Raw genomic sequence first — 26,985 nt, 5'->3', positions numbered from 1 at the left:
TTTCGATGACCGTGATTGACGAGCCGCAGCAAGAGCAGACCCAAGAACCGACCAGCGAGGTGCCGCACGGCCACCCGCGCATCCTGGCGCTGGCGAATCAGAAGGGCGGTGTGGGAAAAACAACCACAGCGATCAACCTCGGCACGGCACTCGCCGCGATCGGCGAGCGCGTTTTGATCGTCGATCTCGATCCGCAGGGCAACGCCTCGACCGGTCTCGGCATCGATCGCCGCAACCGCTCATGCTCGACCTATGACGTGCTGATCGGCGAAGCCCCGCTGCGTGAAGCCGTGGTCTCGACCGCGGTGCCGCGGCTGCACATCGCGCCCTCGACCATGGATCTCTCCGGCCTCGAGCTCGAACTCGGCACCACGCCCGGCCGCGCCTTCAAGCTGCGCGACGCCATCGGCGCGCTCAACAACAACGTCTCGCCGGATGCCGATTACACCTATGTGCTGATCGACTGCCCGCCCTCGCTCAACCTGCTCACGGTGAACGCGATGGCGGCGTCGGACGCGATCCTGGTGCCGCTGCAGTGCGAGTTCTTCGCGCTCGAAGGTCTGTCGCAATTGCTGCAGACGGTGGAGCAGGTGCGCTCGACGCTCAATCCGAACCTGTCGATCCACGGCATCGTGCTGACCATGTTCGACTCGCGCAACAACCTCTCCAACCAGGTCGTCGCCGACGTCCGGCAGTTCATGGGCGAGAAGGTCTACAAGACCATGATCCCGCGCAACGTGCGCATCTCGGAGGCGCCGTCCTACGGCAAGCCGGTGCTGGTCTACGATCTCAAATGCGTCGGCAGCGAAGCGTACCTGCGGCTCGCCACCGAAGTGATCCAGCGCGAGCGCGAGCTGCGCGTCACGCATTGACGCTGGCGTAGGGTGGGTTAGCCGAAGGCGTAACCCGCCACTGTCTATCTCCGCGGAAACAGAAGAGGTGGGTTACGCTTCGCTAACCCACCCTACGATTCGAAATTCAGTTCTGGAGTGCTGCACCGTGAATCCAAGGGAGCTGGCGATGGCCGACGAAGCGCGTTCGCGACTGGGCCGGGGTCTTGCAAGTCTGATCGGTGACGTCGGCGGCGAGGCCCAGCATGTCGATCGGCCGCGCGCGCAGCGCAAGGTGCCGATCGAGTTCATCAAGGCCAATCCGCGCAATCCGCGCCGCACCTTTTCGGACACCGAACTGAAGGAGCTCAGCGAGTCGATCAGGCAGCACGGCGTGATCCAGCCGATCGTGGTGCGTCCGGTGAAGGGCGCACAGGATCGCTTTGAGATCATCGCCGGCGAACGGCGCTGGCGCGCCTCGCAGATGGCCGGCCTGCACGAAGTGCCGATCGTCCCGGTCGACATCAGCGACAGCGATGCACTGGAGTTCGCGATCGTCGAGAACGTGCAGCGCGAGGACCTCAACCCGATGGAAGAGGCGCAGGGCTATCACGCGCTCGCCAACGAGTTCAAACGCAGCCAGGACGACATCGCAAAAGTCGTCGGCAAGAGCCGCAGCCACGTCGCCAACATGATGCGGCTGACGAAGCTGCCGGCCGAGGTGCAGGCCTTCATCGCGACCGGTGAGCTGACCGCCGGCCACGCCCGCGCGCTGATCGGCGTGCCCGATCCGCTCGCGGCCGCCAAGCGCATCCTCGAGGAAGGCCTCAACGTCCGCCAGGCCGAAGCGCTCGCGCATGAAGAGGGCGTGCCCGAGCGCAAGCCGCAGAAGGCGCGCGCGACCGGGGGCAAGGAAAAGGACCCTGATACGATCGACCTGGAGAAGCGCGTCAGCGACGCGCTCGGTCTCAAGGTCACCGTCAATCACCGCGACCCCGGCGGCTCGGTCCAGATCAGCTACAGCAACCTCGATCAGCTCGACGAGGTGATGAAGCGGCTGGCGAAGGGCGCGCTGTAGGCCAAGCCCTCGCTGTCGTCCCCGCGAACGCGGGGACCCATACCGCGTGATTTATCGATCGGAGCGGGGCGCAGTACCGGACTGCAAGTCTTCGCCAAACCACTTCCTGTGATTATGGATCCCCGCGTTCGCCGGGATGACAGCGTGGCTCAGCCCCGCCGCTTCGCGTTCGCGGCGATCGCCATCAATGTGCGCTGGGCAATGGCGGCGGCCAGCGTGGATTGCTTGCGGGTGTCGAGCGCGGCGGTTGCGAGCTGCTCGATGATGGCGGCGAGCCGCGCCACGCTGAAATTTCGTAGCGCCGTTTCGACCGCGGGCTTTCTCGAGAAATGCAGGCGCGGATAGCCGCCATCGAGCACGGCGGAGGCAGGCTGGCCGTCGGCGATCGCGAGCGCGGATTTGTGCAGCCATGCAGCCTGACGCTGCGCGGCAGAGATGATCACGCCGGGATAGGTGCCGGCGATCATGGCCTTTGCGAATTCGGTCTCGACGATGTCGGGCCGTCCGGCAAAGGCGCCGTCGACGATCGGGTCGAGCTTCAGCTCGGACGCGTCGGCGACCACCGCCATCACGTCATCGAGTGTGACCTCGCCCTTGCCGTGGGCGTAGAGCGTCAGCTTGCGCAGCTCGTTGCGCGAGGCCTGGCGGTCGCCGCCGAGGAACGACATCAGCGCCGCGCGGGCATCCTGCGCGATGCGCAAATTTGCAATGCGCAATTCGTCATCCATCAGCTTGGCGAGGTCGCGCTCGGTGTCGGGATAGCAGCCGATCGCCACCGCGGCCTTGGCCTTCTCGCAGGCTTTTCGCAGCGGCGATTCCGGGCGCAGCTCGCCGGCCTCGATCACGACGCGGCAATCCTTCACCGACATCTCCGCCAGCGTATCGATACCGCTGGCAAAGCTGCGCGAGCCGGCGCGGATGCGGATGGCGCGGCGGCCGCCGAACAGCGGCACCGTCATGGCTTCGTCGACGAGGCGCGAGGGCTCGGCGGAGAGCTCGTCGCCGTCGAGCTTGACCAGCGAGAACGGATCGTTGGGATCGTCGACGGCCGATGCGATCAGCGCATCGGCGCGTTCGCGCACCAGGCCGGCATCGGGACCGTAGAGCAGGATGATCGGACGGCCCGCATCGGGGCGGGCGAGGAAGGCGTCGATCTCTTTTCCACGCAGCGCGACCATGTTGCCTGTTACCTTGTCATTCCGGGGCGCGTGAAGCACGAACCCGGAATCCAGAGGTTGGGAATCGAGATTCTCAGGTGCGCAATTGCGCACCGTAGTTCTCGCTTCGCGAGCCCCGAATGACGGGAATAATCAGGTGCCAGCGGTGAAGAACGAGGCGAGCCGGGTCGTGATGTTCTCGGCGATCTCGTTGGCGGCACGATCCTCCGCGTCGCGGACGGCGCGGGTGCGGGAGAAGCGCTGATAGGACCCGGGCATGTCATAGGACACGCGCGAGAACGTGGTGCCGGTCATCACCGACTTGCCGGTCGCGACCTCGATCAGATTGTACTGGGCGTCGATGCCGAGGTTTTCGCTGGTCGGCAATCCCGTCGTGGCGCTGACGATCAGCGAAGAACGGCTGGAGGTGAAGCGGATGTCCAGCCGATGGGTCGGCGGCATTCCGGTCGCGGTGCCGTAGAGCTTGAAGGCGAGAGCATTGCGGACTTCGACACCGACACGGGCCTCGCGGGAGGCATTGGGCTTGGCGATCGGCGGGAGCTCGACCCCCATCAGCTTCTCGCGCAAGCCGGGGGTGCCGTCGCCACGCTCGGCATACATCGGCTGGAAGCAACCAGCCGTCAGCGCCGCCAATGCGGCGACCGCCAGCAAGCGGGCTGCGATGCGGATCCTAGCCGACAACATTTACGATCCTCTTGGGGACGATGATCACCTTGCGGACGGGCTTGCCGTCCAGGGCCAGTTTTACCGCATCGAGAGCCAAAACGGCAGCCTCGATTTCCGGATTCTGGGCCGCTGTTGCAACTGTGACGTCACCCCGCTTCTTGCCGTTGACCTGGACCACGAGGGTCACGCTGTCTTCAACCAGCAAATCGCGTTCGATTTGCGGCCAATTGGCCTCGGAAACCAGCCCGCTCTGGCCCAGAGCTTGCCAGCACTCTTCGGCAAGGTGCGGCATCATCGGGGAGAACAGCTGGACCAGGATCTGGCCGGCTTCCCGGATCGCCCAAGCTAAATCTGGAGCCAAATCGGGGGTTGGCTGGCCGGGGCGCTGCAGGATCTCCGAGAAGGTATTGGCGAATTCGCGGATATGGGCCAGGCAGACGTTGAAGTGCAGCCGCTCGATTCCGGTGGTGACCTTGTCGAGCGCGCCATGGGCGGCCTTGCGCAAGGCGGTCGCGTCGGGGCCGAAGCTGGCCGGCCGGGCCGCCGGCGCGGCTTTACCGAGCTCGATGGAATCGTTCACCAGCCGCCACAGCCGCTGCACGAAACGCGAGGCACCCTGGACGCGCTCGTCGCTCCAGATCACGTCGCGGTCGGGCGGGGAATCCGACAGCATGAACCAGCGGGCGACATCGGCACCGTAGGTCTCGATGATGTCGTCGGGGTCGACCGTGTTCTTCTTCGATTTCGACATCTTCTCGATCGGGCCGATCTGGATGTCTTCGCCCGTCGTCAATAGCGTTGCGCGGCGCCCATTTCCGCCGACCTCGACCTTGACCTCGGCCGGCTGCACATAGGTGCCGTCGGCCTTCTGGTAGGTCTCGTGCACCACCATACCTTGCGTGAACATGCCGGCGAACGGCTCGTCCAGCGCGATGTGCCCGGTCGCCTTCATCGCGCGGGTGAAGAAGCGGCTGTAGAGCAGATGCAGGATCGCGTGCTCGACGCCGCCGATATATTGGTCGACCGGCAGCATCCGGTTGGCGACGGCGGGCGTCGTCGGCGCGGTCTCGTTCCAGGGATCGGTGAAGCGCGCAAAGTACCAGGACGAATCCACGAAGGTGTCCATGGTGTCGGTTTCGCGCTGGGCTTTGCCGCCGCATTTGGGGCAGGTGACGTGCTTCCAGGTCGGATGATGGTCGAGCGCGTTGCCCGGCTTGTCGAACGTCGCATCGTCAGGCAGCGTCACCGGCAAATCGGCATCCGGTACCGGCACCACATCGCATTTCGGGCAATGGATGACGGGGATCGGACAGCCCCAATAGCGCTGGCGCGAGATGCCCCAGTCGCGCAGGCGGAAATTGACCTGCCGTTCGCCGACCGGCGCGTTGCCGCGCAGCTCGGTCTCTAGGCGCTTCGCCACCTCGTCCTTGGCCTGATCGATGGTCATGCCGTCGAGGAAGCGCGAATTGATCATGCGGCCGTCACCGTCATAGGCGGTGTCGGTGATGACGAATGACTTCGGGTCCTGGCCCTCGGGGCAGACGACTGGCGTATTGCCGAGATTGTACTTGTTGACGAAATCGAGGTCGCGCTGGTCGTGCGCCGGACAGCCGAAGATCGCGCCGGTGCCGTATTCCATCAGCACGAAATTGGCGACATAGACCGGCAGCTTCCAATTCGGATCGAACGGGTGCACCGCGCGGATGCCGGTGTCAAAGCCCTGCTTCTCCGCGGTGTCGATGATCGACTGCGCGGTGCCGATCTTCTTGATGTCGGCAATGAACTCCGCAAGCTCGGGGTTCTTCGCGGCGGCTGCCTGCGCCAGCGGATGATCTGCCGAGATCGCCATGAACTTTGCGCCGAACAGCGTGTCCGGGCGCGTCGTGAAAATCTTCAGCTCACTCTCGCCGGCGGGCGTCGTCGCCGCATCCAGCGCGAAGCGGACCAGCAGCCCTTCCGAGCGGCCGATCCAGTTGCGCTGCATCAGCCGCACCTTGTCGGGCCAGCGATCGAGCCCATCGAGCGCGGACAACAGCTCCTGCGAGTACTTCGTGATCTTGAAGACCCATTGGCTCATTTCCCGTTGTTCGACAACGGCGCCGGAACGCCAGCCGCGGCCGTCGATCACCTGCTCGTTGGCGAGCACGGTCATGTCGACCGGATCCCAGTTGAGCTTGCGCTTCTCGCGCTCGGCGAGGCCGGCACCGAGCATGTCCAGGAACATCTTCTGCTGATGCTTGTAGTAGCTGGGGTCGCAGGTCGCGAATTCGCGTGACCAGTCCAGCGACAGCCCGATCGAGCGGAGCTGCTTCTTCATCGCGGCGATGTTGTCGTAGGTCCAGGCCTTCGGCGCGACCTTGCGCTCGATCGCGGCATTCTCGGCCGGCAGGCCGAAGGCGTCCCAGCCCATCGGGTGCAGCACGTTGAACCCCTTGGCGCGCATGAAGCGGGCCAGCACGTCGCCGAGCGTGTAATTCCGGACATGGCCGATATGGATGCGTCCCGACGGGTAGGGGAACATCTCGAGCACATAGTATTTCGGCCGCGAATCGTCGTTCTTGGAGACGAAGATCGCCTGCTCGTCCCAGAGGCGTTGCCAGCGCGGTTCGGCGTCGCGGGCGTTATAGCGTTCGGAGGTCATGGAATCGTTGGGGTTTTCGTGGGTTCGGCCGTCTCAAGACGGCGGACTAGGCCATAGAAGTCCTTAGGGGGTCAATGGGTTGCCGCAGTTTGGAACTTCGCCGGCGCCTCCGCATAACTACGAAGGTCGGCGTTGGGGTGTGATTAAGGGGTCAATGCCAATTTGCGGCCCGACGAGACCGCATGAGTGCGATGGATTCCAGCTTCGACGAGCCCGATTACGACTATGCCGCCTCCATTGCCGGACGGGCGATGCGGAGCATGGCCGAACAGCGGATTGCGCCGACCCCGGCCAATTTTGCCGTCTGGTTCCTGTATTTCGGGGACGGCCACGAGGATCTGCGCAACGCGATTGATCTTCTGATCGACCACAATCGTCCGTTCGACGCCCGAACCAATCAGGACCTGTTCAAGACCTATGTCGCGCCCCAGGTGAGTGCCGCCGTGGTCGACACGTCCGAGCGGCTGCAAACGCTCATGGGGGCCGCGAAGGAGTTTCTGGCGACTGCGATCGCCGACAATCATTCGCAGATGCAGGTCATCAGCGAGGTGGCGGACCAGGGCAAGGCCGGCGTCGATCCGAAGTCGCTGGTTGCCCAGCTCATGAACGAGTTGGCGCGGGCCGCCACACGGGCGACACGGCTGGAAGCAGGCTTTGCGGAAAAGACCCGCGAGCTCGACGTGATCCGCGATTCGCTATCGAGGTCCGAGGAACGCGCCCGGACCGACACGCTGACGGGACTCGCAAACCGGCGGGCGCTCGACGAATTCCTGCGCAAGGCACAGGCGACCGCGGCGTGGGGCGAGCCGCTCAGCGTGCTGATGCTCGACATCGACCACTTCAAGACTTTCAACGACAATTTCGGCCACGGCGTCGGCGACCAGGTGCTGCGCCTGATGGCGAAGGTGCTGCGTGAAAAGGTTCGCCAGCAGGATCTGCCGGCCCGCTATGGCGGTGAGGAGCTGATCGCGGTGCTGCCGGATGCCGATCTCGCCACCTGTGCCGAGATCGCCGAGCACATCAGGCACGCGCTCGCCGAATGCACGATCACCCGCCGCTCCACCGGCGAGGTCCTGCCCAGCATCAGCGTGTCGATCGGCGTGGCGCAGTACCGGGCCGGCGAGGCGATCACCGATCTCATCGAGCGCTGTGACCGCGCGCTCTATCTCGCCAAGGGCAGCGGCCGCAATCGCGTGGTGACGGAGACCGAGCTCGATCGTTTGGGGACCGCGGGGTAGCCTGTTGCGGGGCGTGGAGACGACGACGTTGGTGATGACGTTGGTCTTGGCTGACGATCAGCCCGCCATCATCATTTCGGCGGCGCCGGTCTCGATTGCCTGCACGCCGTGCTCGACGACATTGTTGCGGCCGCGGTGTTTTGCGGCGTAGAGCGCGGCGTCGGCGGCTTCGATCAGGTCCCCGGGACGCAAGGCCTCGTTCGGCTTCGTCGCGGCAACGCCGATCGAGACGGTGACGATCATGTGGGCTGAGGTGATGTGCGGCAGGCACAGCTTCAGCACGGCTGCGCGGGCCAGCTCGCCGATTTCGACGGCGCGGTTCACATCGGTGTTCGGCAGCAGCAGGCAGAACTCCTCGCCGCCATAGCGCGCCGCAAAGCCCATCGTGTCGGCGGCGATGCCGGACAGCGACTCGCCGAGCCTGGTCAGGCAGGAATCGCCTTCGAGATGGCCATAGGTGTCGTTGAACAGCTTGAAATGATCGACGTCGATCATCAGCAGCGCGAGGTCGCTGCCATATTGCTGCGCGCGCATCCATTCGAAGTCGAGCCGGCTCTGGAAGCCGCGACGGTTGGCGAGCCCCGACAGCATGTCGATCGAGGCCATTACCGTCAGCCGGTCGTTGCTCGCGATCAGCTCGCGCTCGCGCTGGCTTAGCTGCGCCGCCATCGCGTTGAACGCGCGGGCCAGCGGCACGAACTCGGCCGGCAAGCGATTGCGCGCCGCGCGGGCCGACAGATCGCCCTCGCCGAGACGCTTGGCCATGTCGACGAGCATCTCGATCGGCTTGATGACGAGCTTTTCAGCGGCGATCAGTGCGCCGAGCAGGACGAACACGACGACGAAAGCGAGCTGGAGATAGGCGGTGCGGATATCGCGGTTGACCGCTGCGGATACCTTGTCTTCGTCGATGCTGGCGATCAGGCGGGCGTTGGTGCCGGAGATGCGGATGTAGCTGACTGCGCGGCGCGAGCCGTCGGCAGCAAGGAAAGACAGTGAGCCTTCATCCTGGTCGGAACGCAGCGCCCTGTCGGCGATTGCCGACATCAGCGGCATGTTGTCGAGCGGACGGCCGACTGCGCTGTGCTGATCGGCCGGAGCGGCCAGCACGGTGCCTGCGCTGTCCACCAGCACGGCCGTGATGCCGGCGCGGCCGCCCAGATTGCTCATGACCTTCGACATCCAGTCGAGATTGACCGTGGCAAGGACGACGGCATCGGAGACGCCGCTGAAGGCCGATACGGGATAAGCCGCCATCACCGTCGGTGCTGCTATCGGCCGCGACAGGATGAAATCGCTCAGCACGAAGCGGCCGCTCGTTTGGGCCTGCTGAAAGTAGGACCGGTCGCTCAGGTCGAGGCCGACATACATATTGTTCGTCGCGCACTGGATGCGCCCGTCTACGCCCGCGATCAAAAGCGTGCGGATCCAGGGCAGGTTCGACGGCAGGCTCGCGCGCAGCACGTCGCAGCTCTTGCTGACGCCGCCGGCGGAGGCACGAATGAAGGCCTCCGATTTCAGGATGGTCTCGACCGACGAGATCACCTCGCGCTGCGCATCGGCGCTGTGTCGCGCGACAGTGGTGAATTCAACCGTGGCCTGCGCGATCTGCCGGGTGCGGGTATCTTCGAGCGAACGGATGCGCTCGAGCATCAAGGGCGCCACCAGAATCACCGCGAGCAATGCAAGCCGCGCCCGGATTCCGAGAACCTGCTTGAGTTTCGCTCGTTTGCGGTTGAGACTGATTCTTGCCATCTTCGCTACCCACCCCGTCGGCCAAGGTAAAGCGAAGGGTTCAAAAACTCTTTCTTGAACTCGGTAAAATTGGACTTACCTCGGTCAGGATCACAGCCAAGCGACGTCATGACAGAAGCCAACGCCGCGCCGGTAACCGGCCATTCACCAAACGCGCTCGCCGCGGTCGAAGCCGAAATCGCCCGCGCCTGCAAGGATGCGCGACGCGATCGCGCCTCCGTGACGCTGATCGCGGTGTCCAAGACTTTCGCCGCGGATGCAATTACCCCGGTTATCGACGCCGGACAGCGCGTATTCGGCGAGAATCGGGTGCAGGAGGCCAAAGGCAAGTGGCCTGCGTTAACGTCTGTTTACTCGGGCATCGCGCTGCATCTGATCGGACCGCTGCAATCCAACAAGGCCAAAGAGGCGGTCGCGCTGTTCGACGCGATCCATTCGGTCGACCGTCCGAGCATTTGCCAGGCGTTAGCCAAGGAAATCGAATCCCAGAACAAGCACCCGCAACTCTTCGTCCAGATCAACACCGGCGAGGAGCCGCAGAAGGCCGGCATCGCGCCCGGCGAGGCCGACGCCTTCCTCGCCAGCTGCCGCGACAGCTATGGGCTGACGATCTCCGGATTGATGTGCATCCCGCCGGTCGACGAGCCGCCGGCGGCGCATTTCGCGCTGACCGCCAAGATCGCCGCGCGTAATGGATTGACGAATCTCTCGATGGGCATGAGCGCGGATTTCGCCAACGCCATCATGCTGGGTGCCACCCATGTCCGCGTGGGCAGCGCGATCTTCGGGCACAGGTGATTCCCGTCGTCCCTGCGCATGCAGGGACCCATACCGCGCAATCTTTGTTTGGTGGGCGGTCTTCGTACCGGCGAAACTCAGGTAACTCCCAATCCTCGTCAAACTTCTCCCCGGAGTTATGGGTCCCTGCGTTCGCAGGGACGACAGCCGAGCATGAGGCTACTTACACAAACCCCACCGACACTTTCCCCAGCACGCCAAAGTCCGCCGCGAGATGATCGCCGGCCTGGATCGGCAGCGGCGGATGGCACGTGCCTGTGGTCACCACCTCCCCTGCCCGCAAGGTCAGGCCAAGCCCGCGCAGCTCATTGGCGAGCCAGGCGAGCGCTACGCGGGAATCGCCGAGCACGTTCTTGCCATGGCCGACATAGCGCTCGCCGCGCAGCGTGATCAGCGGCCGCTCCTCGACGAGATCCATCGCACGCCAGTTCGCAGTCGTCGCCGCGCCCAGCACGAACAGATGCGCGCAGGCATTGTCGGCGATCAGCTGGGCCTCGCCCGCTCTGGCGAAATCGGCAAAGCGGGAATCGGGAATCTCGATCGCAGGATGGAAGGTGTCGACGGCGGCGAGCACCTCATCGACAGTGTACGGCGTTGCACGCGGCGCCAGATCGCGTCCCATGCGGAAGGCGAATTCAGGCTCGCCGACGCGCATCTCGTTGCCCTTCATCGACGCAGTGCCGCCATCGGCGATCACTGTGTCGCTCATGATGCGTCCGGCCAGCGGTCCCGTGACATTGATGTGCTTCTGTCCTGATACGCTCGTGGCCGCGATCTTCCAGCCGAACAACGTCCCGTGCGACAATGTTTCGAGCCCGGCCTGGATGGCGTAGCCCTCCGTGCGGCTCTGCGGCCGCAATCGCAGCTCCAGCACGTCAAGCTTGGTGCCGTCGCGCCAATGTTGAACGAGCACGCGCGAGGCGGCCGCGATCTGATCCCTGTCGAGCATGCATCCTCACCCGATGATGATTCTTGTTCGTGGCCCCAATCGCCGCAGCAATTGCAGCATCGCAGATTTCGTCATGGAGACGCAGCCCGCGGTCGGGCCGAAATTGTCACGGGCCAGGTGCAAGAATACCGCGCTACCGCGGCCGGCGACCCGCGGTCGTGTGTTGTGGTCGATTTCGATGATGAAGTCATAGAGATGGTCGGCCCGCTTGAGTCGGTCGCCGCCCTGCCCTTCGTCGAGCCGAATTCCCTGGTTGTAAAGGCGATCCCTGGGGTCCTCGCACCAGGCGTCCTCTCCGGTGATGATCCGGGCTGGCAAGAAGCTCTGCGGACGGCTGTGCCGGTCGCCCCGCCACCACAGGCGCCGGGGACGGAAGCTGCCTCTGGGGGTGCCGCCGTCGCCCTCGCGCTTGTTGGCCAGGATGCCGCCCCGCCCCAGCGCGACCGGCATGGTCAGCGATCCCGCCGTCAGCCAGCCTCGGCGCGGATTCCCGGCCGCAGCCTTAACGCGGATCACCGAGAGCGGTCCGGCGCTTCGATTTTTGGTGTAACCAACTGAAGCTGCTTTATTTTTCATGTGAGCGTGCAATGTCGAATTCATTACAGGACATTCATCAAACCGGCCTGCTATTCTGAGTTAGAGTGCTTCTGGCTTGTGAATCGGTAACAGCCCACTACTTCAACACGAACAACAATAATAACGGCGACCCCTAAACTTCCCCTCACGGCTGGGTGCAGCATGGATGCGCGCCGAGCCGGACCCCAAAAGGATGACCCCCTATGGCCAATGCCCGCAAGATCCTGATCGTGGATGACGATACCGATCTGCGCGACACGTTGGTGGAGCAATTATCGCTACACGAGGAATTCGAAGCTTCCGCGGTCGATACCGGCGCCAAAGGCGCGAGCGCCGCCAAGGCCAATGCTCCCGATCTCGTCCTCATGGACGTCGGCCTGCCCGACACCGACGGCCGCGAAGTGGTTCGCTCCTTGCGCAAGGGCGGCTTCAAGGCTCCGATCATCATGCTGACCGGGCACGACACCGATTCCGATACGATTTTGGGGCTTGAATCCGGCGCCAACGACTATGTGGCAAAGCCCTTTCGTTTCGCGGTCCTGCTGGCCCGCATCCGCGCCCAGCTGCGCCAGCACGAGGCCAGCGAGGACGCGGTGTTCTCGGTCGGCCCCTACTCCTTCCGGCCCGGCTCCAAGATGCTCACCGCCGCCAATGCGCGCAAGGTGCGGCTGACGGAGAAGGAGACCGCCATCCTCCGCTTCCTCTACCGCGCCGGCCAGATGCCGGTCTCGCGCGAGACCCTGCTCCAGGAGGTCTGGGGCTATAATTCCGGCGTCACCACCCACACGCTGGAAACCCACATCTACCGCCTCCGCCAGAAGATCGAGAAGGACGCCGCCAACCCGGAAATCCTGGTCACGGAAGCCGGTGGCTACAAGCTGGTGCCGTGATACGCTCGAAGGGGGTGCGAATCGTTTTAGATTGCACGCCTTTGAGCCTCGGATCTGAATGTCAATCGACGACGACGTAGCGCTTCTCGAGCGTGTCCCGACATTGCGCCTGTTGGGAGACGCCTCGTTGCGCATGCTGGCGATCGGCTCCGAGCAGCGCAATTTCGTCCGAGGCGATACTCTGTTCAATCTCGGCGACGACGCCGATGCCGGCTTCGTGGTCCAGCGCGGCGCCTTCCGGGTCGATGACGGCGCCGGCGCCGAGATGATCGCTGGCCCCGGCGCGTTGATCGGCGAGCTCGCGCTGGTGGTGCCGATGAAGCGGCCGTCGAGCGCGATCGCGCTGGAGCATTCCTCCGTCATCCGCGTCGCACGCAGCCTGTTCCAGCGCGTGCTCGAAAGCGACCCCGCCGCGGCGGTTCGGCTGCGCGACGAGTTCGCGGTGCGCTCCAGCCAGATCGCTAGCGATATCCTGATGGCGGGTGCGAAGCTGACATCGTAGCCCGGATGAAGCGCAGCGCAATCTGGGATTCTGGCGTGCGGAAAAACTGTCCCGGATTTCGCTGCGCTCCATTCGGGCTACGAGAGGTCACACCTCCAGCGTCACCGTCACAGGGACATGGTCCGACGGCCGCTCCCAGCTCCGCGCATCGCGCAGGATCCTGAAATCGCTGACCGCATCCTTCAACGCGCGCGAGACCCAGATGTGGTCCAGCCGGCGGCCGCGATCGCCGACGGTCCAGTCGGCAGAGCGGTAGCTCCACCACGTGTAGACTTTCTCCGACATTGGAATTCGCTCGCGCGCGACGTCGACCCATTCGCCGGCGGCCAGCGCGGCCTTGAGCTTTTCGGTTTCGATCGGCGTGTGCGAGACCACCTTCAGAAGCTGCTTGTGCGACCACACGTCGTTCTCGTGCGGGGCGACGTTGAGATCGCCGACCAGGATGTGGCGATCCTCGCCGCGCGGATGCAGCGGCTCGCACGCCTTCATCTCGTCGAGGAAGCGAAGCTTGTGATCGAATTTCTCGTTCAGCGCGGGATCGGGAATGTCGCCGCCGGCGGGCACATAGAAATTATGCACCACCAGCGGCTTTGCGATATTGGCCTTCTCGCCGAACGATACGGAGATGTGACGCGAATCCAGCTTGTCGCAGAAGGTGCGGATATCGGTCGATTCGAAAGGAATCTTCGAGACGATGGCGACGCCGTGATAGCCCTTCTGCCCGTTCAACGCGACGTGCTCATAGCCAAGCCGCTTGAAGCGCTTCAGCGGAAAGGCATCGTCGATGCACTTGGTCTCCTGCAGGCACAGCACGTCCGGCCGTGCGCTCTTGAGGAATTTCGCGACCAGATCGATGCGCAGCCGCACCGAGTTGATGTTCCAGGTTGTCAGGGAAAAACGCATGAGGGCTGCGTCTTAGCATGGATTGCCGCGGGGAAAATGCTTGTCCACAGCGAGCTCTCGTAGGGTGGGTTAGCCGAAGGCGTAACCCACCACGGTCTTTCACCGCGGTAGCAGAAGTGGTGGGCTACGCTGCGCTAACCCACTCTACGAGACCTATCCCGGCGCTGGGCCGTAATTGGTGAAATCGATCTTGAACATGCCGGGATCGAGCTTCTTGCTCGAGTCCAGATTGTAGACCGCGATCGTGGTGTCGTAGCCCTGCGGATCGGTGACGGTCCACTGCTTCAACTGGCCGTCCTTGGCGCCGAACATCAGCAGCAGGCGGCTGGTGCCGACCAGTGCCTGCTTCTCCTCGATGGTGACGCTGACGAAGACGTCGTCGGCCGAGACGCCAACGACATTGGTGTCCTTCATCAGGTCGATGCGATCCGACAGCAGGAAGCGCAGCGGCGTCTGCGACAGCGGATAGACGTCCTGGGTCGCGAGCTTGCGGTCGCGCACCACCAGCGAGGATCCGTCGGCGACGATGTCGATCGGGCTCGGCGCGTCATATTCGAAGCGCACCTTGCCAGGTTTCTGGATGTAGAAATCGCCTTGCGTCTTGCTGCCGTCGGGACCGACCTGGACGAAATTCCCGACCAGCGTCGACAGCGACGACAGATAGGCACTGACCTTGGCGGCCTGCGCCTTCTGGTTGGCATCGAAGGTCTGGAAGATGCTGGTCGGCACGTTGCGGCGCGGATCCGGGATCACCGGGTTTGGCGGCGTCTGGGTCGCGCCGGTGACAGCGGGCCCGCCGGCGGACGCTCCGCCGTCGCGGCCCTTCGGCGCGGGTTTCGGCACCGGGACGTTCTGCGCGAGCGAGGACGCCGTCACCATCGCAGCGGTGACGAGAAGCACGCCGGCCACGCGCGCGCTTCGCGCAGCGATGGTGGCAGCGAATCGAATGTCCGGATGTCTGATCAACGCGTCGTCCTAACGTGGCTGGGCGTCTTTTAGCGTGATTTCGGGCAAAAGCAGATAACGATTTCGCGTGAAATGATGTCTGGAGGCGGCTGCCTCACATATGGCTGTCTTCTTCCTCGACCAGAATCTCGCGCTTGCCGGCGTGGTTGGCGGGTCCGACGATGCCTTCCAGTTCCATGCGCTCCATCAAGGATGCGGCGCGGTTATAGCCGATCTGCAGGCGGCGCTGGATGTAGCTGGTCGAGGCCTTGCGGTCGCGTTTGACGATCGCAACGGCCTGCTGGAAGAGGTCGCCGCCGCCATCGCCACCCATGCCGGTGGCGTCGAACACCGCGCCGTCCTCGTCCTCGGTGGGCTCTTCGGCCGTGACGGCCTCGAGATATTCCGGCTGGCCCTGCGTCTTGAGGTGACGCACCACCTTCTCGACTTCCTCGTCGGAGGCGAAAGGTCCGTGCACGCGGCTGATGCGACCGCCGCCGGCCATGTAGAGCATGTCGCCCTGGCCGAGCAGCTGCTCGGCGCCCATCTCGCCCAAAATGGTGCGGCTGTCGATCTTGGACGTCACCTGGAAGGCGATACGGGTCGGGAAGTTCGCCTTGATGGTGCCGGTGATGACGTCGACCGACGGACGCTGCGTCGCGAGGATCACGTGCAGGCCGGCGGCGCGCGCCATCTGCGCGAGGCGCTGCACCGCGCCTTCGATGTCCTTGCCGGCGACCATCATCAGGTCGGCCATTTCGTCGACGATGATGACGATGTAGGGCAGCGGGTCGAGCGAGAGCTTCTCTTCCTCGTAGATCGCCTTGCCGGTCTCCTTGTCGAAGCCGGTGTGAACCGTGCGCGTCGGCTCTTCGCCCTTGGCCTTCAATTCGAGCAGGCGCGTGTTGTAGCCGTCGATGTTGCGCACACCGAGCTTGGCCATGTTCTTGTAGCGCTCTTCCATCTCGCGCACGGCCCATTTCAGCGCGACCACCGCCTTCTTCGGGTCGGTCACGACGGGCGTGAGCAGATGGGGAATACCGTCATAGACGGAGAGTTCGAGCATCTTCGGATCGACCATGATCAGGCGGCACTGGTCCGGGCGCAGCCGGTAGACCAGGCTGAGGATCATGGTGTTGATGGCGACCGATTTGCCGGAGCCGGTGGTGCCGGCGATCAGCATGTGCGGCGTGCGCGCGAGGTCGATGATCACAGGATCGCCGCCGATGGTCTTGCCGAGGCAGAGCGGCAGCTTCGCCACCGTCTCGGTGGCTTCCTTGGCGATCAGCAGCTCGCGCAGATAGACCTTTTCGCGGTGCGCATTCGGCAGCTCGATGCCGATGGCGTTGCGGCCGGGCACGACGGCGACACGCGCCGACAGCGCGCTCATCGAGCGGGCGATGTCGTCGGCAAGTCCGATCACGCGCGAGGATTTGATGCCGGGCGCCGGCTCCAGCTCGTACAGCGTGACCACGGGGCCCGGATTGGCTTTGACGATTTCGCCGCGCACGCCAAAGTCCTGCAGCACGCCTTCGAGTGAACGCGAATTGGCTTCCAGCTCGGCCTTGCTGAGCGGCTGGCGATCGCCGGCTTTGGGCGCGGCCAGCACGGAGACGGACGGAAGCTCGAACTTGTCGGAGGATTTCTTGGCAGCAGCCTTCGGGGCAGCCTTCTTGCGCGGGGCGCGCGCGGCGGGCTCCTCCTCTTCCTCCTCGTCTTCTTCCTCTTCCTCGTGCTGATCCTCGTAGTCCTCGTCCTCGGACTGCGGCGAGATCGAGGGCGCGGCGCGGCCGCCGCCGAGATTCGGCTCCTGGCGGCTGAACGCCACGGCCTTGGTCTTCGGGCCGCTCGACACCAGCGAGCGGTAAGCGGCACCGCACAGCCAGATCAGCCGCGCCTTCGTGCTCATCAGCGCATGGAACAGCCAGCCCAGCGACACCGAGCCCCGATCGTTCTCCTCGTCCTCGTCGAGCGGCTTGTCGTCGTCCTCGATCTCCGCCAGGTCGTCATCGTGCTCGCGGGCGCCAAGGCCGCAGGCGATCAGGAAGGTCGCGGCCATCGCGGCGAACAGGATCGTGCCCAGCACCACGCGATAGATCGTGCCGGCCGGGCCGAAAATCACTGCGGGCGCGCGCACCAGCGCATCGCCGACCACGCCGCCGAGGCCGGTCGGCAGCGGCCATGCGCCGCCATGCGGCCAGCAGCTGACGAAGCCTGCCGCGATCACGGTGCAGAGAATCCAGGAGCCGAGTCGCAGCGCCTCGCGGTCGAACGGGCGGTGGGTCATCATGCGCCAGCCCCAGACCGCGACGGTCAGGACCAGCATGATGGCGCCGAGCCCGAGGATCTGCATCGCAAGGTCGGCGCCGATCGCGCCGGCATAACCGAGAATGTTGCGGATTGGCCTCGAGGTCGCATGGCTCAGGCTGGGGTCCTGCACCGACCAGGTCATCAGCGCTGCCGAGGCAACGCCCGACAACGCGATCAGGCCGAAGCCGGTGAGCTCGCGCACGCGCCGCGCCAGTCCCTCGCGGATCGAGGGCGGCAGATGGCCGACCAGTGGAATGACACGTTCGATTGCCGACATGCTCATGGGCCCCGCCTAACCCAGAGTCTCGACCAGCCGGTGCAACGCCTGCGCCGTGGTCTCGCCATCCTGCACCAGCGCCAGGCGAATATAGCCTGCACCGGGATTGAAGCCGTCGGGCTGTTGCCGCGCCAAAAAGCTGCCGGGCACGACGCGCACGCCTGCTTCCTTGAAGAGTCTCAGCGTCACCGACACGTCGTCGCCGATCTCGGACGTGTTGAGCCAGACGCAGAAGCCGGCGTCGGGCCGGCGATAGCCGTAACGATTGCCGATGATCTGGTCGGCGAGATCGAACTTGATCCGGTAGAGCCGGCGGTTCTCCTCGACATGCGCCTCGTCGCCATAGGCAAAGGTCGCGACATGCTGGAGCGGCACCGGCACCTGCGGCGCCGCGATGTTGCGCAGCTCCAGGAACATGCCGATGAATTTCTTGTCGCCGGCGGCGAAGCCGACGCGCAGGCCCGGCAGGTTCGAGCGCTTCGACAATGACTGGAACGCAGCCACGCGGGTGAAATCGGGGCCGGCGCATTCGAGCGCACTGCCCGGTGCGTCGCGGGTATAGATCTCCGAATAGCATTCGTCGCTGAGGATCATGAAGCCGTAGCGATCGGCGAGGCTCTTCAGGCGGGTGAAATAGTCGCGCGAGGCGACCGAGCCCTGCGGATTGGCCGGCGAGGCCAGATAGAACGCCACGGTGCGCGCCAGCGTCGCCTCGTCGATGGCATCGAGGTCAGGCAGGAAGCCGTTCTCGACCGTGGTCGGCAGGTAGACCGGCTCGCAAGCTGCGGCACCCGCGCCGGCGCCGTAGACCGGATAGAACGGATTCGGCATCAGGATCGCCGGTTTGCCGGGGCGTGGCCCGACATAGCGAACCGCCGCGATCGCGGCGAGGAACAGCCCCTCTCGGCTGCCATTGAGGACGAGCATCTCGCTCTTGGGGTCGAGCGGTCGCGGCAGCTTGAAGCGCGACGACAGCCAGGCGCTGGCGGCCTGGCGGAACGGGTCGGTGCCCTGATTCATCGGGTAGCGGCCGAAATCGGCGATGTGCTTGGCCAGCACCGGGCCGACGAAATCAGGCACCGGATGCTGGGGCTCGCCGACTGCGAGCGAAATCAAGGGCTTGCCGGGTTGATGCGGCGCCAGCAACTCGTTCAGCCGGACGAAGGGCGAGCGTCCGGCATCGGAGTTTCCACTGGCCTGTGGCGCACGGGATGAAGCGGTCATGACCATTCTGGGCGCCAGCACTCTCGGAACAGCCGGTCGCGCGAAGGCCCCGGCGGGAAGCGGTTCAGTTCACCATAGATAGGGCGAGGTTAAGACGCGATTAACCATCGGCCGCCGCCTCCGTCCAGAGCAGGAATAATGAGGCCGGATAACAACGGGATGCATGGCGGGTGAGGGCTCGCTCCTCTCGGGGAACCCCGCTGTGGAGACACCCTTTCCCGAGCCCTCCCCCGCATGCTCGGGAGGGAGCGCACCGTCATCGTGGCCTCAGCGCCCCGGCAGCTTCTCGAATGTCTTCATCCCCGCGGGGATCGCATGAAACTCCTGCATGTCGCAGGTGTAGATCGCCATCTGCGGCTGGAATTGCTTTGGCTCGTCCAGCGTGCCGACCTTCACGACCACCGCCGGCAGTCCCGGAACCTTGGTCACTAGATGGGTGCCGCATTCGGCGCAGAATTCGCGTGTGACGGCACGTTCGAGATCCTTGCGCGTGAACTGCTTGGGCTGCCCCGAGGTGTAGCTGAAGCCGGCCACCGGCATCGCGATGAAGGTGTTGGGCGCGCCGCCCGAGATGTATTGGCACTCGCGGCAGTGACACTGGGCCTGCATCATCGGATCACCTTCGGCTTTGTAACGCACTTCGCCGCAATAGCATCCGCCTTCCAAACGCATGACGACCTCCCGATTATTGTTTCTTGTGGTCGATATTTCTGCGCCGCCGGTGCGGAATGGCAATTCTTTTCTTCGCGGTGAGATCAAAAAGAACCCTGCCAAAAAGAAAGGGGCTCCAACTTGCGCTGGAGCCCCTCAACGGTCAGGGCATTGCCGGGTATGTGCCCGAACCGTAGTTCTGGGCGTGGTCTCCAAGGAGACCACGCCCGGGAGGAGACTTACATGTTGTAGGCGCGCTCGGTGTGCTCGGTGATGTCGAGGCCTTCACGCTCGCTCTCGACATTGGTCCGCAGGCCAACGATCACGTCGACGACCTTGTAGAGGATCGCCGAACCGATGCCCGACCACACCAGCGTGGTGCCGACGCCCCAGATCTGGGACATCATCTGCGCCGCGAAGTCGTAGTCGCCGACCTTCGGCGGGATCGCGGTGTAGTCCATGACGCCAGCGCCACCGAGGGCGGGGTTGACGAGGATGCCGGTGCCGATGGCGCCGACGATGCCGCCGACGCAGTGCACGCCGAACACGTCGAGGCTGTCATCGTAGCCGAGCGCGTTCTTCACGACGGTGCAGAAGAACAGGCAGACGACGCCGACGATGAGGCCGAGGACGATCGCGCCCATGACGCCGGAGTAGCCGGCTGCAGGGGTGACCGCCACGAGGCCCGCGACAGCGCCGGAGATGACGCCGAGCACCGACGGATGACCCTTGATGATCCACTCCGCGAACATCCACGACAGCGCGGCGGCTGCGGTGGCGACGAAGGAGTTGGTCATGGCCAGCGCAGCGCCGCCGTTGGCTTCCAGGTTGGAGCCGGCGTTGAAGCCGAACCAGCCGACCCAGAGCAGCGAGGCGCCGATCATCGACATGGTCAGCGAGTGCGGGGCCATCAGCTCCTTGCCGTAGCCGACGCGCTTGCCGATCAGGAGAGCGCCGACGAGGCCTGCGATGCCGGCGTTGATGTGCACCACGGTGCCGCCCGCGAAGTCGATCGCGCCCTTCTTGAAGATCCAGCCGGCGTCGGCATTAATCTCGTCGAGCTTGGCCTGCGCCGCGGTCTTCGCGGCCGCATCAGTGGCAGCAGCGAGCGCCTTGGCCGCATCCTGGATCAGGTCCGGACCCTGCCAGTACCAGACCATGTGCGCGATCGGGAAGTAGATCAGCGTGACCCAGAGCGGGATGAACAGGGCGATCGCCGAGAACTTCATGCGCTCGGCGAAGGCGCCGACGATGAGGGCGGGCGTGATCGCCGCGAAGGTCATCTGGAAGCACACATAGATGAGCTCCGAGATGTTGGCGTCGACCGAGAAGGTCGCGGCCTTCGTATCGGTGGTGACGCCCATCATGAAGGCCTTGGAGAAGCCGCCGATGAAGTCGGAACCGCCGGTGAAGGTGAGGCTGTAGCCGTACACGGCCCAGATCACGGTGACGACGCAGACGGTGTAGAACACCTGCATCAGGACGGAGAGCATGTTCTTGGAGCGGACGAGACCGCCGTAGAACAGCGCGAGGCCGGGGATCGTCATCAACAGCACCAGCACTGTCGATGTCAGCATCCAGGCGTTGTCTCCCTTGTTGACCGTTGGCTCGGCGTAGGCTGCGGTCGCAGCGAACAGGCCGACTGCGAGAGCCGCCAATCCCGCGCCATAGGGACGCTTGAACGTCATATTATTCACTCCTGATTGGATAAAGGTTGAGCGCGAAATCAAAGGGCCGCGGCATCGGCCTCGCCGGTGCGGATGCGCACCGCGTGGTCGAGGTTGATGACGAAGATCTTGCCGTCGCCGATCTGTCCGGTTTTCGCGGCGGACGTGATGGCGTCGATGGTCTTGTCGACCTGGTCGGAGGCGACAGCGACCTCGATCTTGATCTTGGGCAGGAAGCTCACGGCATATTCGGCGCCGCGATAGATTTCCGTATGGCCCTTCTGGCGGCCATATCCCTTGACTTCCGTCACCGTGAGACCGTGAACGCCGATGGCGGTCAGGGCGTCACGGACTTCTTCCAGCTTGAATGGCTTGATAATCGCCATAACAATTTTCATGGGTCCTATCCCCGCTTGGGCCCGGTCCGGACGTGGCCGGGCGTTCTCGACTGGTTCGCCACGAGGGAGAAAGTTCACTACGCGGGCACAGCCTGGACCCGTAGAATCAAATGCCGTGCCAGATCGGGCATGTCCCCTAACGGACTATGAAAACGGGGGTTTTCGCAGTGGACCTGTACTGCGGTGCAGTGCGCTATTCCGTCGCGCCCAAAACATGGTCATGCCTGCTCAAAATGAGAGCATGACAGGCTGCCGACACAATATTGCTCATGCGTCGGGCAGCTTAGAGGTAATTACGTAGCGTCGTCGCTTATTGCAGGGCCTCGCCGTGCTGCGAAATATCCAGCCCCTCAAGCTCGTGCTCACGGGATACGCGCAAGGGCACGAACAGGCCGACCAGCTTGAGCAGGATGAAGCTCACGCCGGCCGACCAGACGAACGTGACGGCGACGCCATAAAACTGGATCAGGAGCTGCTGCGGGTGGCCCTCCAGCAGGCCGGCGGTGCCGCCGATGGCGCTGGTCGCGAACACGCCGGCGAGCAGGGTCCCGGTGAGGCCGCCGATGCCGTGGACGCCGAACACGTCGAGCGAATCGTCATAGTTGAAGCGGTGCTTCAGCCAGGTGCAGGCCCAGTAGCAAACCGCACCCGCAATGATGCCGATGACGATGCCGTGCCAGGGTGCGACGAATCCGGAGGCCGGCGTGATGGTGCCGAGGCCGGCCACCGCGCCGGAGATCATGCCGAGCACCGAAGGCTTGCGCCGCGTCGACCATTCGATCGCGCCCCAGGTCAGCGCGCCGGAGCAGGCCGCAAGATGGGTCGCGATGATCGCCATCACCGCGCGTGAATTGGCCGCGCCCGCCGAGCCGCCGTTGAAGCCGAACCAGCCGACCCACAACAAACCGGTGCCCATCACTGCAAGCGAAAGATCGAACGGCGAGAGATTTTCGCTGCCGTAGCCGTGACGGCGCCCCATCACCTTGGCGGCGACGAGGCCGGCGGTGCCGGCCGACAGATGCACGACAAGGCCGCCGGCGAAATCCAGCACGCCCATGCTGTTGAGGAAGCCGCCGCCCCACACCCAATGCGCCAGCGGAATGTAGACGAAGATGAACCAGGCGACGGAGAACAACAGATAGGCCGAGAACCGCATCCGGTCGGCGACCGAGCCGGCGACCAGTGCCACCGTGATGATGGCAAACGTCATCTGGTACAGCATGAACAGCGATTCCGGGATCGTCTTCGCGGCCGGGTTGACGCTGTCCATGGTCATGCCGGCGAGAAACCAGCGGTCGAGCGTGCCGATCCACGGGCCATCGCCGACGAAGCACAGCGAATAGCCGAACGCGACCCAGAGAATGGAGATCAAAGTCACCGCGGCGAGGCTCTGCGCCATGGTGGCGAGCACGTTCTTCTTGCGCACCATGCCGGAATAGAACAGCGCGAGCCCCGGGATCGTCATCATCAGCACCAGCGCGGTGGCGACGATCATCCAGGCGGTATCGGCGGTGTTGATCTCGGAGGCCGCGGCGCGTGCCGGCGAAGCCATGATCGACACAAGTCCGATCGGCGCAGCCATGGCAGCTGCGCGGCGCAAATATCCCGCCATGTCGTTCCCCCCGGCATCAATTGGCGTCGCACATTGTGGCGTCGTTGCCCGGTGCGATCGAAGAAGATCAAAGCGTTTTCGAGCGAAGCGGATACCCGGCTCGCGTGCAGAAAACGCGTCGAAACAAAAATCTAGAGCGCGTCGCTGTCGGTTTCGCCGGTGCGGATGCGCAGCGCGTGGTCGATCGGTGTGACGAAGATCTTGCCGTCGCCGATCTGTCCGGTGCGCGCGGTCGAGGTGATCACGGCGACCGCCTTGTCGGCGACGTCGGAGGCGACCGCGATCTCGATGCGCAGCTTCGGCAGGAAGTTCACGACATATTCGGCGCCGCGATAGATCTCGGTGTGGCCCTTCTGCCGGCCATAACCCTTCACCTCGGTCACGGTCATGCCGTGGACGCCGATCGCTGTCAGGGCCTGGCGGACCTCATCGAGCTTGAAGGGTTTGATGATCGCGACGACGAGTTTCATGGTCAGGCCTATTCTTCGGGATGCGCCGCGCCGTATGTCCCCGGCGCAGCGTCAATCTGGCATCTTTCCGGGCAAATGGCATAAAAAAGTTGCAGACTGAAGCGGAAAAACGTTTGAGCTTATGAACGGCCGCCTCTGTACAGGGCATCCGTTCATCCTTCACAATGCATTTTTGGCATGGATGCGGTGAACCCGCGCCTGCCAAGCGGTACATAAGTATTTTGAGGGGACGCTTCATGGCGAGTTGGTTCTACGCATCCGAGGGCAAGCAGCAGGGGCCCTTTCCGGAAGGGCAATTCCGCGATCTCGTCGCCCAGGGCGTCGTGCGCCCGGATACGCTGGTGTGGACCGAGGGCATGGCCAGCTGGCAAAAGGCCGCCGAAATCCCCGGCCTGGTCGGGGGCGGCGGCGCGCCGCCGATGGTCCCGGCAGGCGGCCCGCCGATGATGGGCTCCGGTGGCTATGCCGGCGGCGGAGGCGGAAGCGGAGGTGCCGGATCGCTGGCGGTCGATTTCGGCGTCCTCGAGTTCACCTGGCGCACGCTCCTGCTCGCGATCGGCTCGTGCTTCATCATCCCGGTGCCGTGGCTGTTCGTCTGGTACACGAAATGGATCGTGCCCTGCATCAAGGTCCCCGGGCGCCCCAATCTCAGCTTTACCGGCAGCGCGATGACGCTGGTGCCCTGGTTTTTCGGCTTCATCGTTCTGGCGATCGTGCTCGGCTTCGTCGGCAGCCAGTTGCTGAGCAATCTGCTCTTCATCGTCCAGATCGTGCTCTACTGGCTCCTGATCAAATGGCTGATCGCGAACCTTGCCTCCAACGAGCAGCCTTTGGGCTTGAGCTTCACCGGTTCGGTCTGGGCCTATATCGGCTGGAATCTGCTGTTTGCGATTTCCATCATCACCATCATCGGCTGGGCCTGGGTCGCTGCAGCCCAGATGCGCTGGTTCTGCCGCAGCATCGAGGGCACGCGGCGCGAGATCGTGTTCAAGGGCTCTGGTCTCGATATCCTCTGGCGTGGCATCGTCGCTGCGATCCTGTGCAGCCTGATCATCCCGATCCCGTGGGTCTATCGTTGGATCATGAACTGGTTCGCGTCGCAGACCGTGCTCGCACCGCGCGGATCGCAGGCGGCATGATCTGGAAAGCTATGAGCGCGATATCTCGCGCTCATAGCTAGGACTTCCGTTCGCGCACGGAGCCTTCCTGCGCGACGGAGGCGACCAGCGTTCCGTCCGGCTTGAAGATCGAGCCGCGGGTCAGGCCGCGGCCGCCGCGCGCGCTCGGCGAATCCTGTGCGTAGAGCAGCCATTCGTCGGCGCGGAACGGGCGGTGAAACCACATCGCATGGTCGAGGCTGGCCGGCATCATGCGCTTGTCGAACAGCGTGCGGCCATAGCGTGCCATGATCGCGTCCAACAGCGAGAAGTCCGAGGCGTAGGCGAGTGCGCACATGTGCAGCGCTGGATCGTCGGGCAGCTTCGCGGCGGTCTTGATCCAGACGTGAATGCGGCCGTCGTCGATCTTCTGGCCGAAATAACGGCCGAGCTCGACCGGACGCAGCTCGATCGGACGGTCGGATTCATAGTAGCGGCGGATGAACTCCGGCATCTCCTTGAACATCGGCTGCTTCGCCACCTCCTCCGCCGTGAGCTTCTCCGGCGGTGGCACGTCGGGCATCTTGTCCTGATGGTCGAACGCACTCTCCTCTTCGGCGTGGAACGACACCATGATCGAGAAGATCGCGTTGCCGTGCTGGATCGCGGTGACGCGGCGGGTCGAATAGCTCTTGCCGTCGCGCAGGCGTTCGACCTGGTAGATGATCGGGATCTGCGGATCGCCCGGGAGGACGAAATAGCAGTGCAGCGAATGCGGCAGCCGGCCCTCGACCGTGCGGCAGGCCGCGACCATCGCCTGCCCGATCACCTGGCCGCCGAACACCCGCTGCCAGCTGGTCTTCGGGCTGTTGCCGCGGAACAGATTCACCTCGAGCTGCTCGAGGTCGAGGATCGAAATGAGGTCGATCAGGCTTTTGGACATGGAGTGAGCTTTCTCGCCGTCGTTCCGGGGCGGATGGTCCGGAATGACACAATGGGGCCGTTCCGCCCTTGTTTCACCGCACTGTTTCGCCCACCTCAAGTCTGCTAGCAAGACCAGGATTTGACCGGGAATTTGGGTATGTCGGTACAGGGTAGCATTGTCATTGGTGGCGGCGCGTTTGCAGGGCTTGCGCTGGCCCTGGCGCTGCGACAGGGGCTCGGGCCCGAGATTCCCGTCATCGTCGCCGATCCCGCGCTCGCCACGCGGCCGAGCCGCGACCCGCGCGCCACCGCGATCGTCGCCGCCTGCCGCCGCCTGTTCGAGGCGATCGGCGCCTGGGACGACGTCAGGAGCGAGGCGCAGCCGATCCTCGACATGGTCGTCACCGACTCGAAACTGGAAGACGCCACCCGTCCGGTCTTCCTCAATTTTGCCGGCGATGTCGCGCCGGGCGAGCCCTTCGCGCATATGGTCGAGAACCGCCGCCTGATCGATGCGCTGGTGGTGCGTGCCGAGGCCGAGGGCATCGATCTGCGCGCCACCACGGTCGCATCCTACGATGCGCGCGCCGAGGGCATCGACGTGGCGCTCGGGGACGGCAGCGTCATCGCAGCCAGCCTGCTGGTTGCCGCCGATGGTGCAAGGTCAAAGCTGCGCGAGCGCGCCGGCATCGCCACCCATGGCTGGGAGTACGACCAATCCGGCATCGTCGTCACCGTCGGCCATGAGCGCGATCACGAGGGCCGCGCCGAAGAGCATTTTCTGCCGGCGGGCCCGTTCGCGATCCTGCCGCTCTCGGGAAAACGCTCGTCGCTGGTATGGACCGAGCGCCGAGCTGAGGCCGCGCGCATCATTGCTCTCAGCGACGAAGAGTTTCACGCCGAGCTCGAGCAGCGTTTTGGCCTGCATCTCGGCGAGGTGAAGGCGCTCGACAAGCCGCGCGCGTTTCCGCTGTCCTATTTCGTCGCGCGCTCGTTCATCGCCACCCGCCTCGCGCTGGTCGGCGATGCCGCCCATGTCATCCACCCCATCGCGGGCCAGGGCCTCAACATGGGCCTGAAGGATGTCGCCGCGCTGGCCGAAGTCGTGGTCGATGCCGCGCGGCTCGGCATGGATCTCGGCGCCGCCGACGTGCTCGAGCGCTACCAGCGCTGGCGCCGTTTCGACACCATGGCGATGGGCGTTGCCACCAACTCGCTGAACTTCCTGTTCTCCAACCAGTCGACGCTGCTGCGCACCGTCCGCGACATCGGCCTCGGCCTCGTCGACCGTGCTCCGCCGCTGAAGAACCTCTTCATCCGCCAAGCCGCGGGATTGACGGGCGAGGTGCCGCGGCTGCTGAAGGGCGAGGCGTTGTAAGGGCGAAGGGTGAGCTGCGAATGGCGAG

Annotated in this window: 24 protein-coding genes; 8 read left to right on the top strand and 16 right to left on the bottom strand. The window is 64.4% G+C overall.

Annotation, left to right across the window (positions count from 1 at the left end; all coding sequences use genetic code 11):
* The first annotated feature begins 5 nt into the window (after window positions 1-5).
* Together RAD04_RS13910 and RAD04_RS13905 are read left to right on the top strand one after the other, a co-directional pair.
* Window positions 6-872, top strand: a complete 867-nt coding sequence (locus RAD04_RS13910) for a ParA family protein (RefSeq protein WP_091965364.1) — start codon at window positions 6-8, stop codon at window positions 870-872.
* 148 nt (window positions 873-1,020) lie between these two features.
* Window positions 1,021-1,908, top strand: a complete 888-nt coding sequence (locus RAD04_RS13905) for a ParB/RepB/Spo0J family partition protein (RefSeq protein ID WP_461624234.1) — start codon at window positions 1,021-1,023, stop codon at window positions 1,906-1,908.
* A 149-nt stretch (window positions 1,909-2,057) separates the two neighbouring features.
* Here the strand turns inward: RAD04_RS13905 and holA are convergent, their stop codons facing one another.
* From holA to leuS, 3 genes are all read right to left on the bottom strand, one after another.
* Window positions 2,058-3,086, bottom strand: a complete 1,029-nt coding sequence (holA, locus tag RAD04_RS13900; RefSeq protein ID WP_461624401.1) for a DNA polymerase III subunit delta — start codon at window positions 3,084-3,086, stop codon at window positions 2,058-2,060.
* Window positions 3,087-3,218: 132 nt separating this feature from the next.
* The gene (gene lptE / locus RAD04_RS13895) at window positions 3,219-3,770 is read right to left on the bottom strand and encodes an LPS assembly lipoprotein LptE (protein ID WP_018323549.1); all 552 of its coding nucleotides are present in this window, start codon (window positions 3,768-3,770) and stop codon (window positions 3,219-3,221) included.
* Window positions 3,757-6,393, bottom strand: coding sequence for a leucine--tRNA ligase (gene leuS / locus RAD04_RS13890; protein ID WP_461624233.1), 2,637 nt, complete (start codon window positions 6,391-6,393; stop codon window positions 3,757-3,759). The genes lptE and leuS overlap by 14 nt, the downstream gene beginning before the upstream one ends.
* 191 nt (window positions 6,394-6,584) lie before the next feature.
* Here leuS and RAD04_RS13885 point away from each other — a divergent pair, with 191 nt between their 5' ends.
* Window positions 6,585-7,631 (top strand): GGDEF domain-containing protein, encoded by a 1,047-nt coding sequence (locus RAD04_RS13885; protein WP_461624400.1) that lies wholly within the window; start codon window positions 6,585-6,587, stop codon window positions 7,629-7,631.
* A 57-nt stretch (window positions 7,632-7,688) separates the two neighbouring features.
* On the opposite strand, the gene RAD04_RS13880 is transcribed toward RAD04_RS13885, so the two are convergent.
* On the bottom strand, window positions 7,689-9,386 hold the full coding sequence (locus RAD04_RS13880; RefSeq protein ID WP_461624232.1) for a diguanylate cyclase domain-containing protein: 1,698 nt from the start codon (window positions 9,384-9,386) through the stop codon (window positions 7,689-7,691).
* 108 nt (window positions 9,387-9,494) lie between these two features.
* Here RAD04_RS13880 and RAD04_RS13875 point away from each other — a divergent pair, with 108 nt between their 5' ends.
* Complete coding sequence (locus RAD04_RS13875; RefSeq protein ID WP_461624231.1) at window positions 9,495-10,184, top strand: YggS family pyridoxal phosphate-dependent enzyme; 690 nt, start codon at window positions 9,495-9,497, stop codon at window positions 10,182-10,184.
* A gap of 163 nt (window positions 10,185-10,347) precedes the next feature.
* Here the strand turns inward: RAD04_RS13875 and RAD04_RS13870 are convergent, their stop codons facing one another.
* Complete coding sequence (locus tag RAD04_RS13870; protein WP_461624230.1) at window positions 10,348-11,133, bottom strand: 2-keto-4-pentenoate hydratase; 786 nt, start codon at window positions 11,131-11,133, stop codon at window positions 10,348-10,350.
* Window positions 11,134-11,139: 6 nt separating this feature from the next.
* Window positions 11,140-11,709 carry a L,D-transpeptidase family protein gene (locus RAD04_RS13865; protein WP_461624399.1) on the bottom strand — a complete coding sequence of 190 codons (570 nt, stop codon included), beginning with the start codon at window positions 11,707-11,709 and terminating at the stop codon, window positions 11,140-11,142.
* Between the two features lie 203 nt (window positions 11,710-11,912).
* Between RAD04_RS13865 and RAD04_RS13860 the strand changes: the two genes are divergently transcribed.
* Window positions 11,913-12,599, top strand: coding sequence for a response regulator transcription factor (locus RAD04_RS13860; protein ID WP_007598630.1), 687 nt, complete (start codon window positions 11,913-11,915; stop codon window positions 12,597-12,599).
* Between the two features lie 58 nt (window positions 12,600-12,657).
* On the top strand, window positions 12,658-13,101 hold the full coding sequence (locus RAD04_RS13855; protein ID WP_018323556.1) for a cyclic nucleotide-binding domain-containing protein: 444 nt from the start codon (window positions 12,658-12,660) through the stop codon (window positions 13,099-13,101).
* A gap of 87 nt (window positions 13,102-13,188) precedes the next feature.
* Here the strand turns inward: RAD04_RS13855 and xth are convergent, their stop codons facing one another.
* From xth to RAD04_RS13810, 9 genes are all read right to left on the bottom strand, one after another.
* Window positions 13,189-14,004 carry an exodeoxyribonuclease III gene (gene xth / locus RAD04_RS13850; protein WP_461624229.1) on the bottom strand — a complete coding sequence of 272 codons (816 nt, stop codon included), beginning with the start codon at window positions 14,002-14,004 and terminating at the stop codon, window positions 13,189-13,191.
* Window positions 14,005-14,157: 153 nt separating this feature from the next.
* Window positions 14,158-14,913 (bottom strand): outer membrane lipoprotein carrier protein LolA, encoded by a 756-nt coding sequence (locus RAD04_RS13845; protein ID WP_461624398.1) that lies wholly within the window; start codon window positions 14,911-14,913, stop codon window positions 14,158-14,160.
* Window positions 14,914-15,064: 151 nt separating this feature from the next.
* Window positions 15,065-17,542, bottom strand: a complete 2,478-nt coding sequence (locus RAD04_RS13840; protein WP_461624228.1) for a DNA translocase FtsK — start codon at window positions 17,540-17,542, stop codon at window positions 15,065-15,067.
* Window positions 17,543-17,551: 9 nt separating this feature from the next.
* The gene (locus tag RAD04_RS13835) at window positions 17,552-18,766 is read right to left on the bottom strand and encodes an aminotransferase class I/II-fold pyridoxal phosphate-dependent enzyme (protein WP_461624227.1); all 1,215 of its coding nucleotides are present in this window, start codon (window positions 18,764-18,766) and stop codon (window positions 17,552-17,554) included.
* 261 nt (window positions 18,767-19,027) lie between these two features.
* Complete coding sequence (locus tag RAD04_RS13830; protein WP_461624226.1) at window positions 19,028-19,432, bottom strand: GFA family protein; 405 nt, start codon at window positions 19,430-19,432, stop codon at window positions 19,028-19,030.
* 218 nt (window positions 19,433-19,650) lie between these two features.
* Complete coding sequence (locus RAD04_RS13825; protein ID WP_018323562.1) at window positions 19,651-21,099, bottom strand: ammonium transporter; 1,449 nt, start codon at window positions 21,097-21,099, stop codon at window positions 19,651-19,653.
* A 38-nt stretch (window positions 21,100-21,137) separates the two neighbouring features.
* Window positions 21,138-21,476, bottom strand: a complete 339-nt coding sequence (locus RAD04_RS13820) for a P-II family nitrogen regulator (protein WP_008142813.1) — start codon at window positions 21,474-21,476, stop codon at window positions 21,138-21,140.
* 310 nt (window positions 21,477-21,786) lie between these two features.
* Window positions 21,787-23,088 carry an ammonium transporter gene (locus RAD04_RS13815; protein WP_461616484.1) on the bottom strand — a complete coding sequence of 434 codons (1,302 nt, stop codon included), beginning with the start codon at window positions 23,086-23,088 and terminating at the stop codon, window positions 21,787-21,789.
* A gap of 131 nt (window positions 23,089-23,219) precedes the next feature.
* Window positions 23,220-23,558, bottom strand: a complete 339-nt coding sequence (locus RAD04_RS13810; protein ID WP_018323564.1) for a P-II family nitrogen regulator — start codon at window positions 23,556-23,558, stop codon at window positions 23,220-23,222.
* Window positions 23,559-23,794: 236 nt separating this feature from the next.
* Here RAD04_RS13810 and RAD04_RS13805 point away from each other — a divergent pair, with 236 nt between their 5' ends.
* Window positions 23,795-24,697: a DUF4339 domain-containing protein gene (locus tag RAD04_RS13805; RefSeq protein ID WP_461624225.1), complete on the top strand. Its 903-nt coding sequence runs from the start codon at window positions 23,795-23,797 to the stop codon at window positions 24,695-24,697.
* A 37-nt stretch (window positions 24,698-24,734) separates the two neighbouring features.
* Here RAD04_RS13805 and tesB read toward each other — a convergent pair whose 3' ends face one another.
* Window positions 24,735-25,598 carry an acyl-CoA thioesterase II gene (tesB, locus tag RAD04_RS13800; protein WP_018323567.1) on the bottom strand — a complete coding sequence of 288 codons (864 nt, stop codon included), beginning with the start codon at window positions 25,596-25,598 and terminating at the stop codon, window positions 24,735-24,737.
* A 138-nt stretch (window positions 25,599-25,736) separates the two neighbouring features.
* Here tesB and RAD04_RS13795 point away from each other — a divergent pair, with 138 nt between their 5' ends.
* Entirely contained in the window at window positions 25,737-26,957 is a 1,221-nt protein-coding gene (locus RAD04_RS13795) for a ubiquinone biosynthesis hydroxylase (protein ID WP_461624224.1), read from the top strand.
* The last annotated feature ends 28 nt before the right edge of the window (window positions 26,958-26,985 follow it).

It is taken from the genome of Bradyrhizobium sp. 25ACV, assembly GCF_054863005.1.
The sequence above is the reverse complement of the archived record's forward strand: the minus strand, read 5'-3'. Positions and strand labels throughout refer to the sequence as shown.

Coding starts and splice junctions, on each gene's coding strand:
- RAD04_RS13840 (WP_461624228.1), bottom strand. CDS start 17,542: ATGAGCATGTCGGCAATCGAACGTGTCATTCCACTGGTCGGCCATCTG.
- RAD04_RS13825 (WP_018323562.1), bottom strand. CDS start 21,099: ATGACGTTCAAGCGTCCCTATGGCGCGGGATTGGCGGCTCTCGCAGTC.
- RAD04_RS13865 (WP_461624399.1), bottom strand. CDS start 11,709: ATGAAAAATAAAGCAGCTTCAGTTGGTTACACCAAAAATCGAAGCGCC.
- RAD04_RS13860 (WP_007598630.1), top strand. CDS start 11,913: ATGGCCAATGCCCGCAAGATCCTGATCGTGGATGACGATACCGATCTG.
- tesB (WP_018323567.1), bottom strand. CDS start 25,598: ATGTCCAAAAGCCTGATCGACCTCATTTCGATCCTCGACCTCGAGCAG.
- RAD04_RS13855 (WP_018323556.1), top strand. CDS start 12,658: ATGTCAATCGACGACGACGTAGCGCTTCTCGAGCGTGTCCCGACATTG.
- leuS (WP_461624233.1), bottom strand. CDS start 6,393: ATGACCTCCGAACGCTATAACGCCCGCGACGCCGAACCGCGCTGGCAA.
- lptE (WP_018323549.1), bottom strand. CDS start 3,770: ATGTTGTCGGCTAGGATCCGCATCGCAGCCCGCTTGCTGGCGGTCGCC.
- holA (WP_461624401.1), bottom strand. CDS start 3,086: ATGGTCGCGCTGCGTGGAAAAGAGATCGACGCCTTCCTCGCCCGCCCC.
- RAD04_RS13910 (WP_091965364.1), top strand. CDS start 6: ATGACCGTGATTGACGAGCCGCAGCAAGAGCAGACCCAAGAACCGACC.
- RAD04_RS13830 (WP_461624226.1), bottom strand. CDS start 19,432: ATGCGTTTGGAAGGCGGATGCTATTGCGGCGAAGTGCGTTACAAAGCC.
- RAD04_RS13805 (WP_461624225.1), top strand. CDS start 23,795: ATGGCGAGTTGGTTCTACGCATCCGAGGGCAAGCAGCAGGGGCCCTTT.
- RAD04_RS13880 (WP_461624232.1), bottom strand. CDS start 9,386: ATGGCAAGAATCAGTCTCAACCGCAAACGAGCGAAACTCAAGCAGGTT.
- RAD04_RS13810 (WP_018323564.1), bottom strand. CDS start 23,558: ATGAAACTCGTCGTCGCGATCATCAAACCCTTCAAGCTCGATGAGGTC.
- RAD04_RS13820 (WP_008142813.1), bottom strand. CDS start 21,476: ATGAAAATTGTTATGGCGATTATCAAGCCATTCAAGCTGGAAGAAGTC.
- RAD04_RS13905 (WP_461624234.1), top strand. CDS start 1,021: ATGGCCGACGAAGCGCGTTCGCGACTGGGCCGGGGTCTTGCAAGTCTG.
- RAD04_RS13795 (WP_461624224.1), top strand. CDS start 25,737: ATGTCGGTACAGGGTAGCATTGTCATTGGTGGCGGCGCGTTTGCAGGG.
- xth (WP_461624229.1), bottom strand. CDS start 14,004: ATGCGTTTTTCCCTGACAACCTGGAACATCAACTCGGTGCGGCTGCGC.
- RAD04_RS13870 (WP_461624230.1), bottom strand. CDS start 11,133: ATGCTCGACAGGGATCAGATCGCGGCCGCCTCGCGCGTGCTCGTTCAA.
- RAD04_RS13815 (WP_461616484.1), bottom strand. CDS start 23,088: ATGGCGGGATATTTGCGCCGCGCAGCTGCCATGGCTGCGCCGATCGGA.
- RAD04_RS13885 (WP_461624400.1), top strand. CDS start 6,585: ATGGATTCCAGCTTCGACGAGCCCGATTACGACTATGCCGCCTCCATT.
- RAD04_RS13875 (WP_461624231.1), top strand. CDS start 9,495: ATGACAGAAGCCAACGCCGCGCCGGTAACCGGCCATTCACCAAACGCG.
- RAD04_RS13835 (WP_461624227.1), bottom strand. CDS start 18,766: ATGGTCATGACCGCTTCATCCCGTGCGCCACAGGCCAGTGGAAACTCC.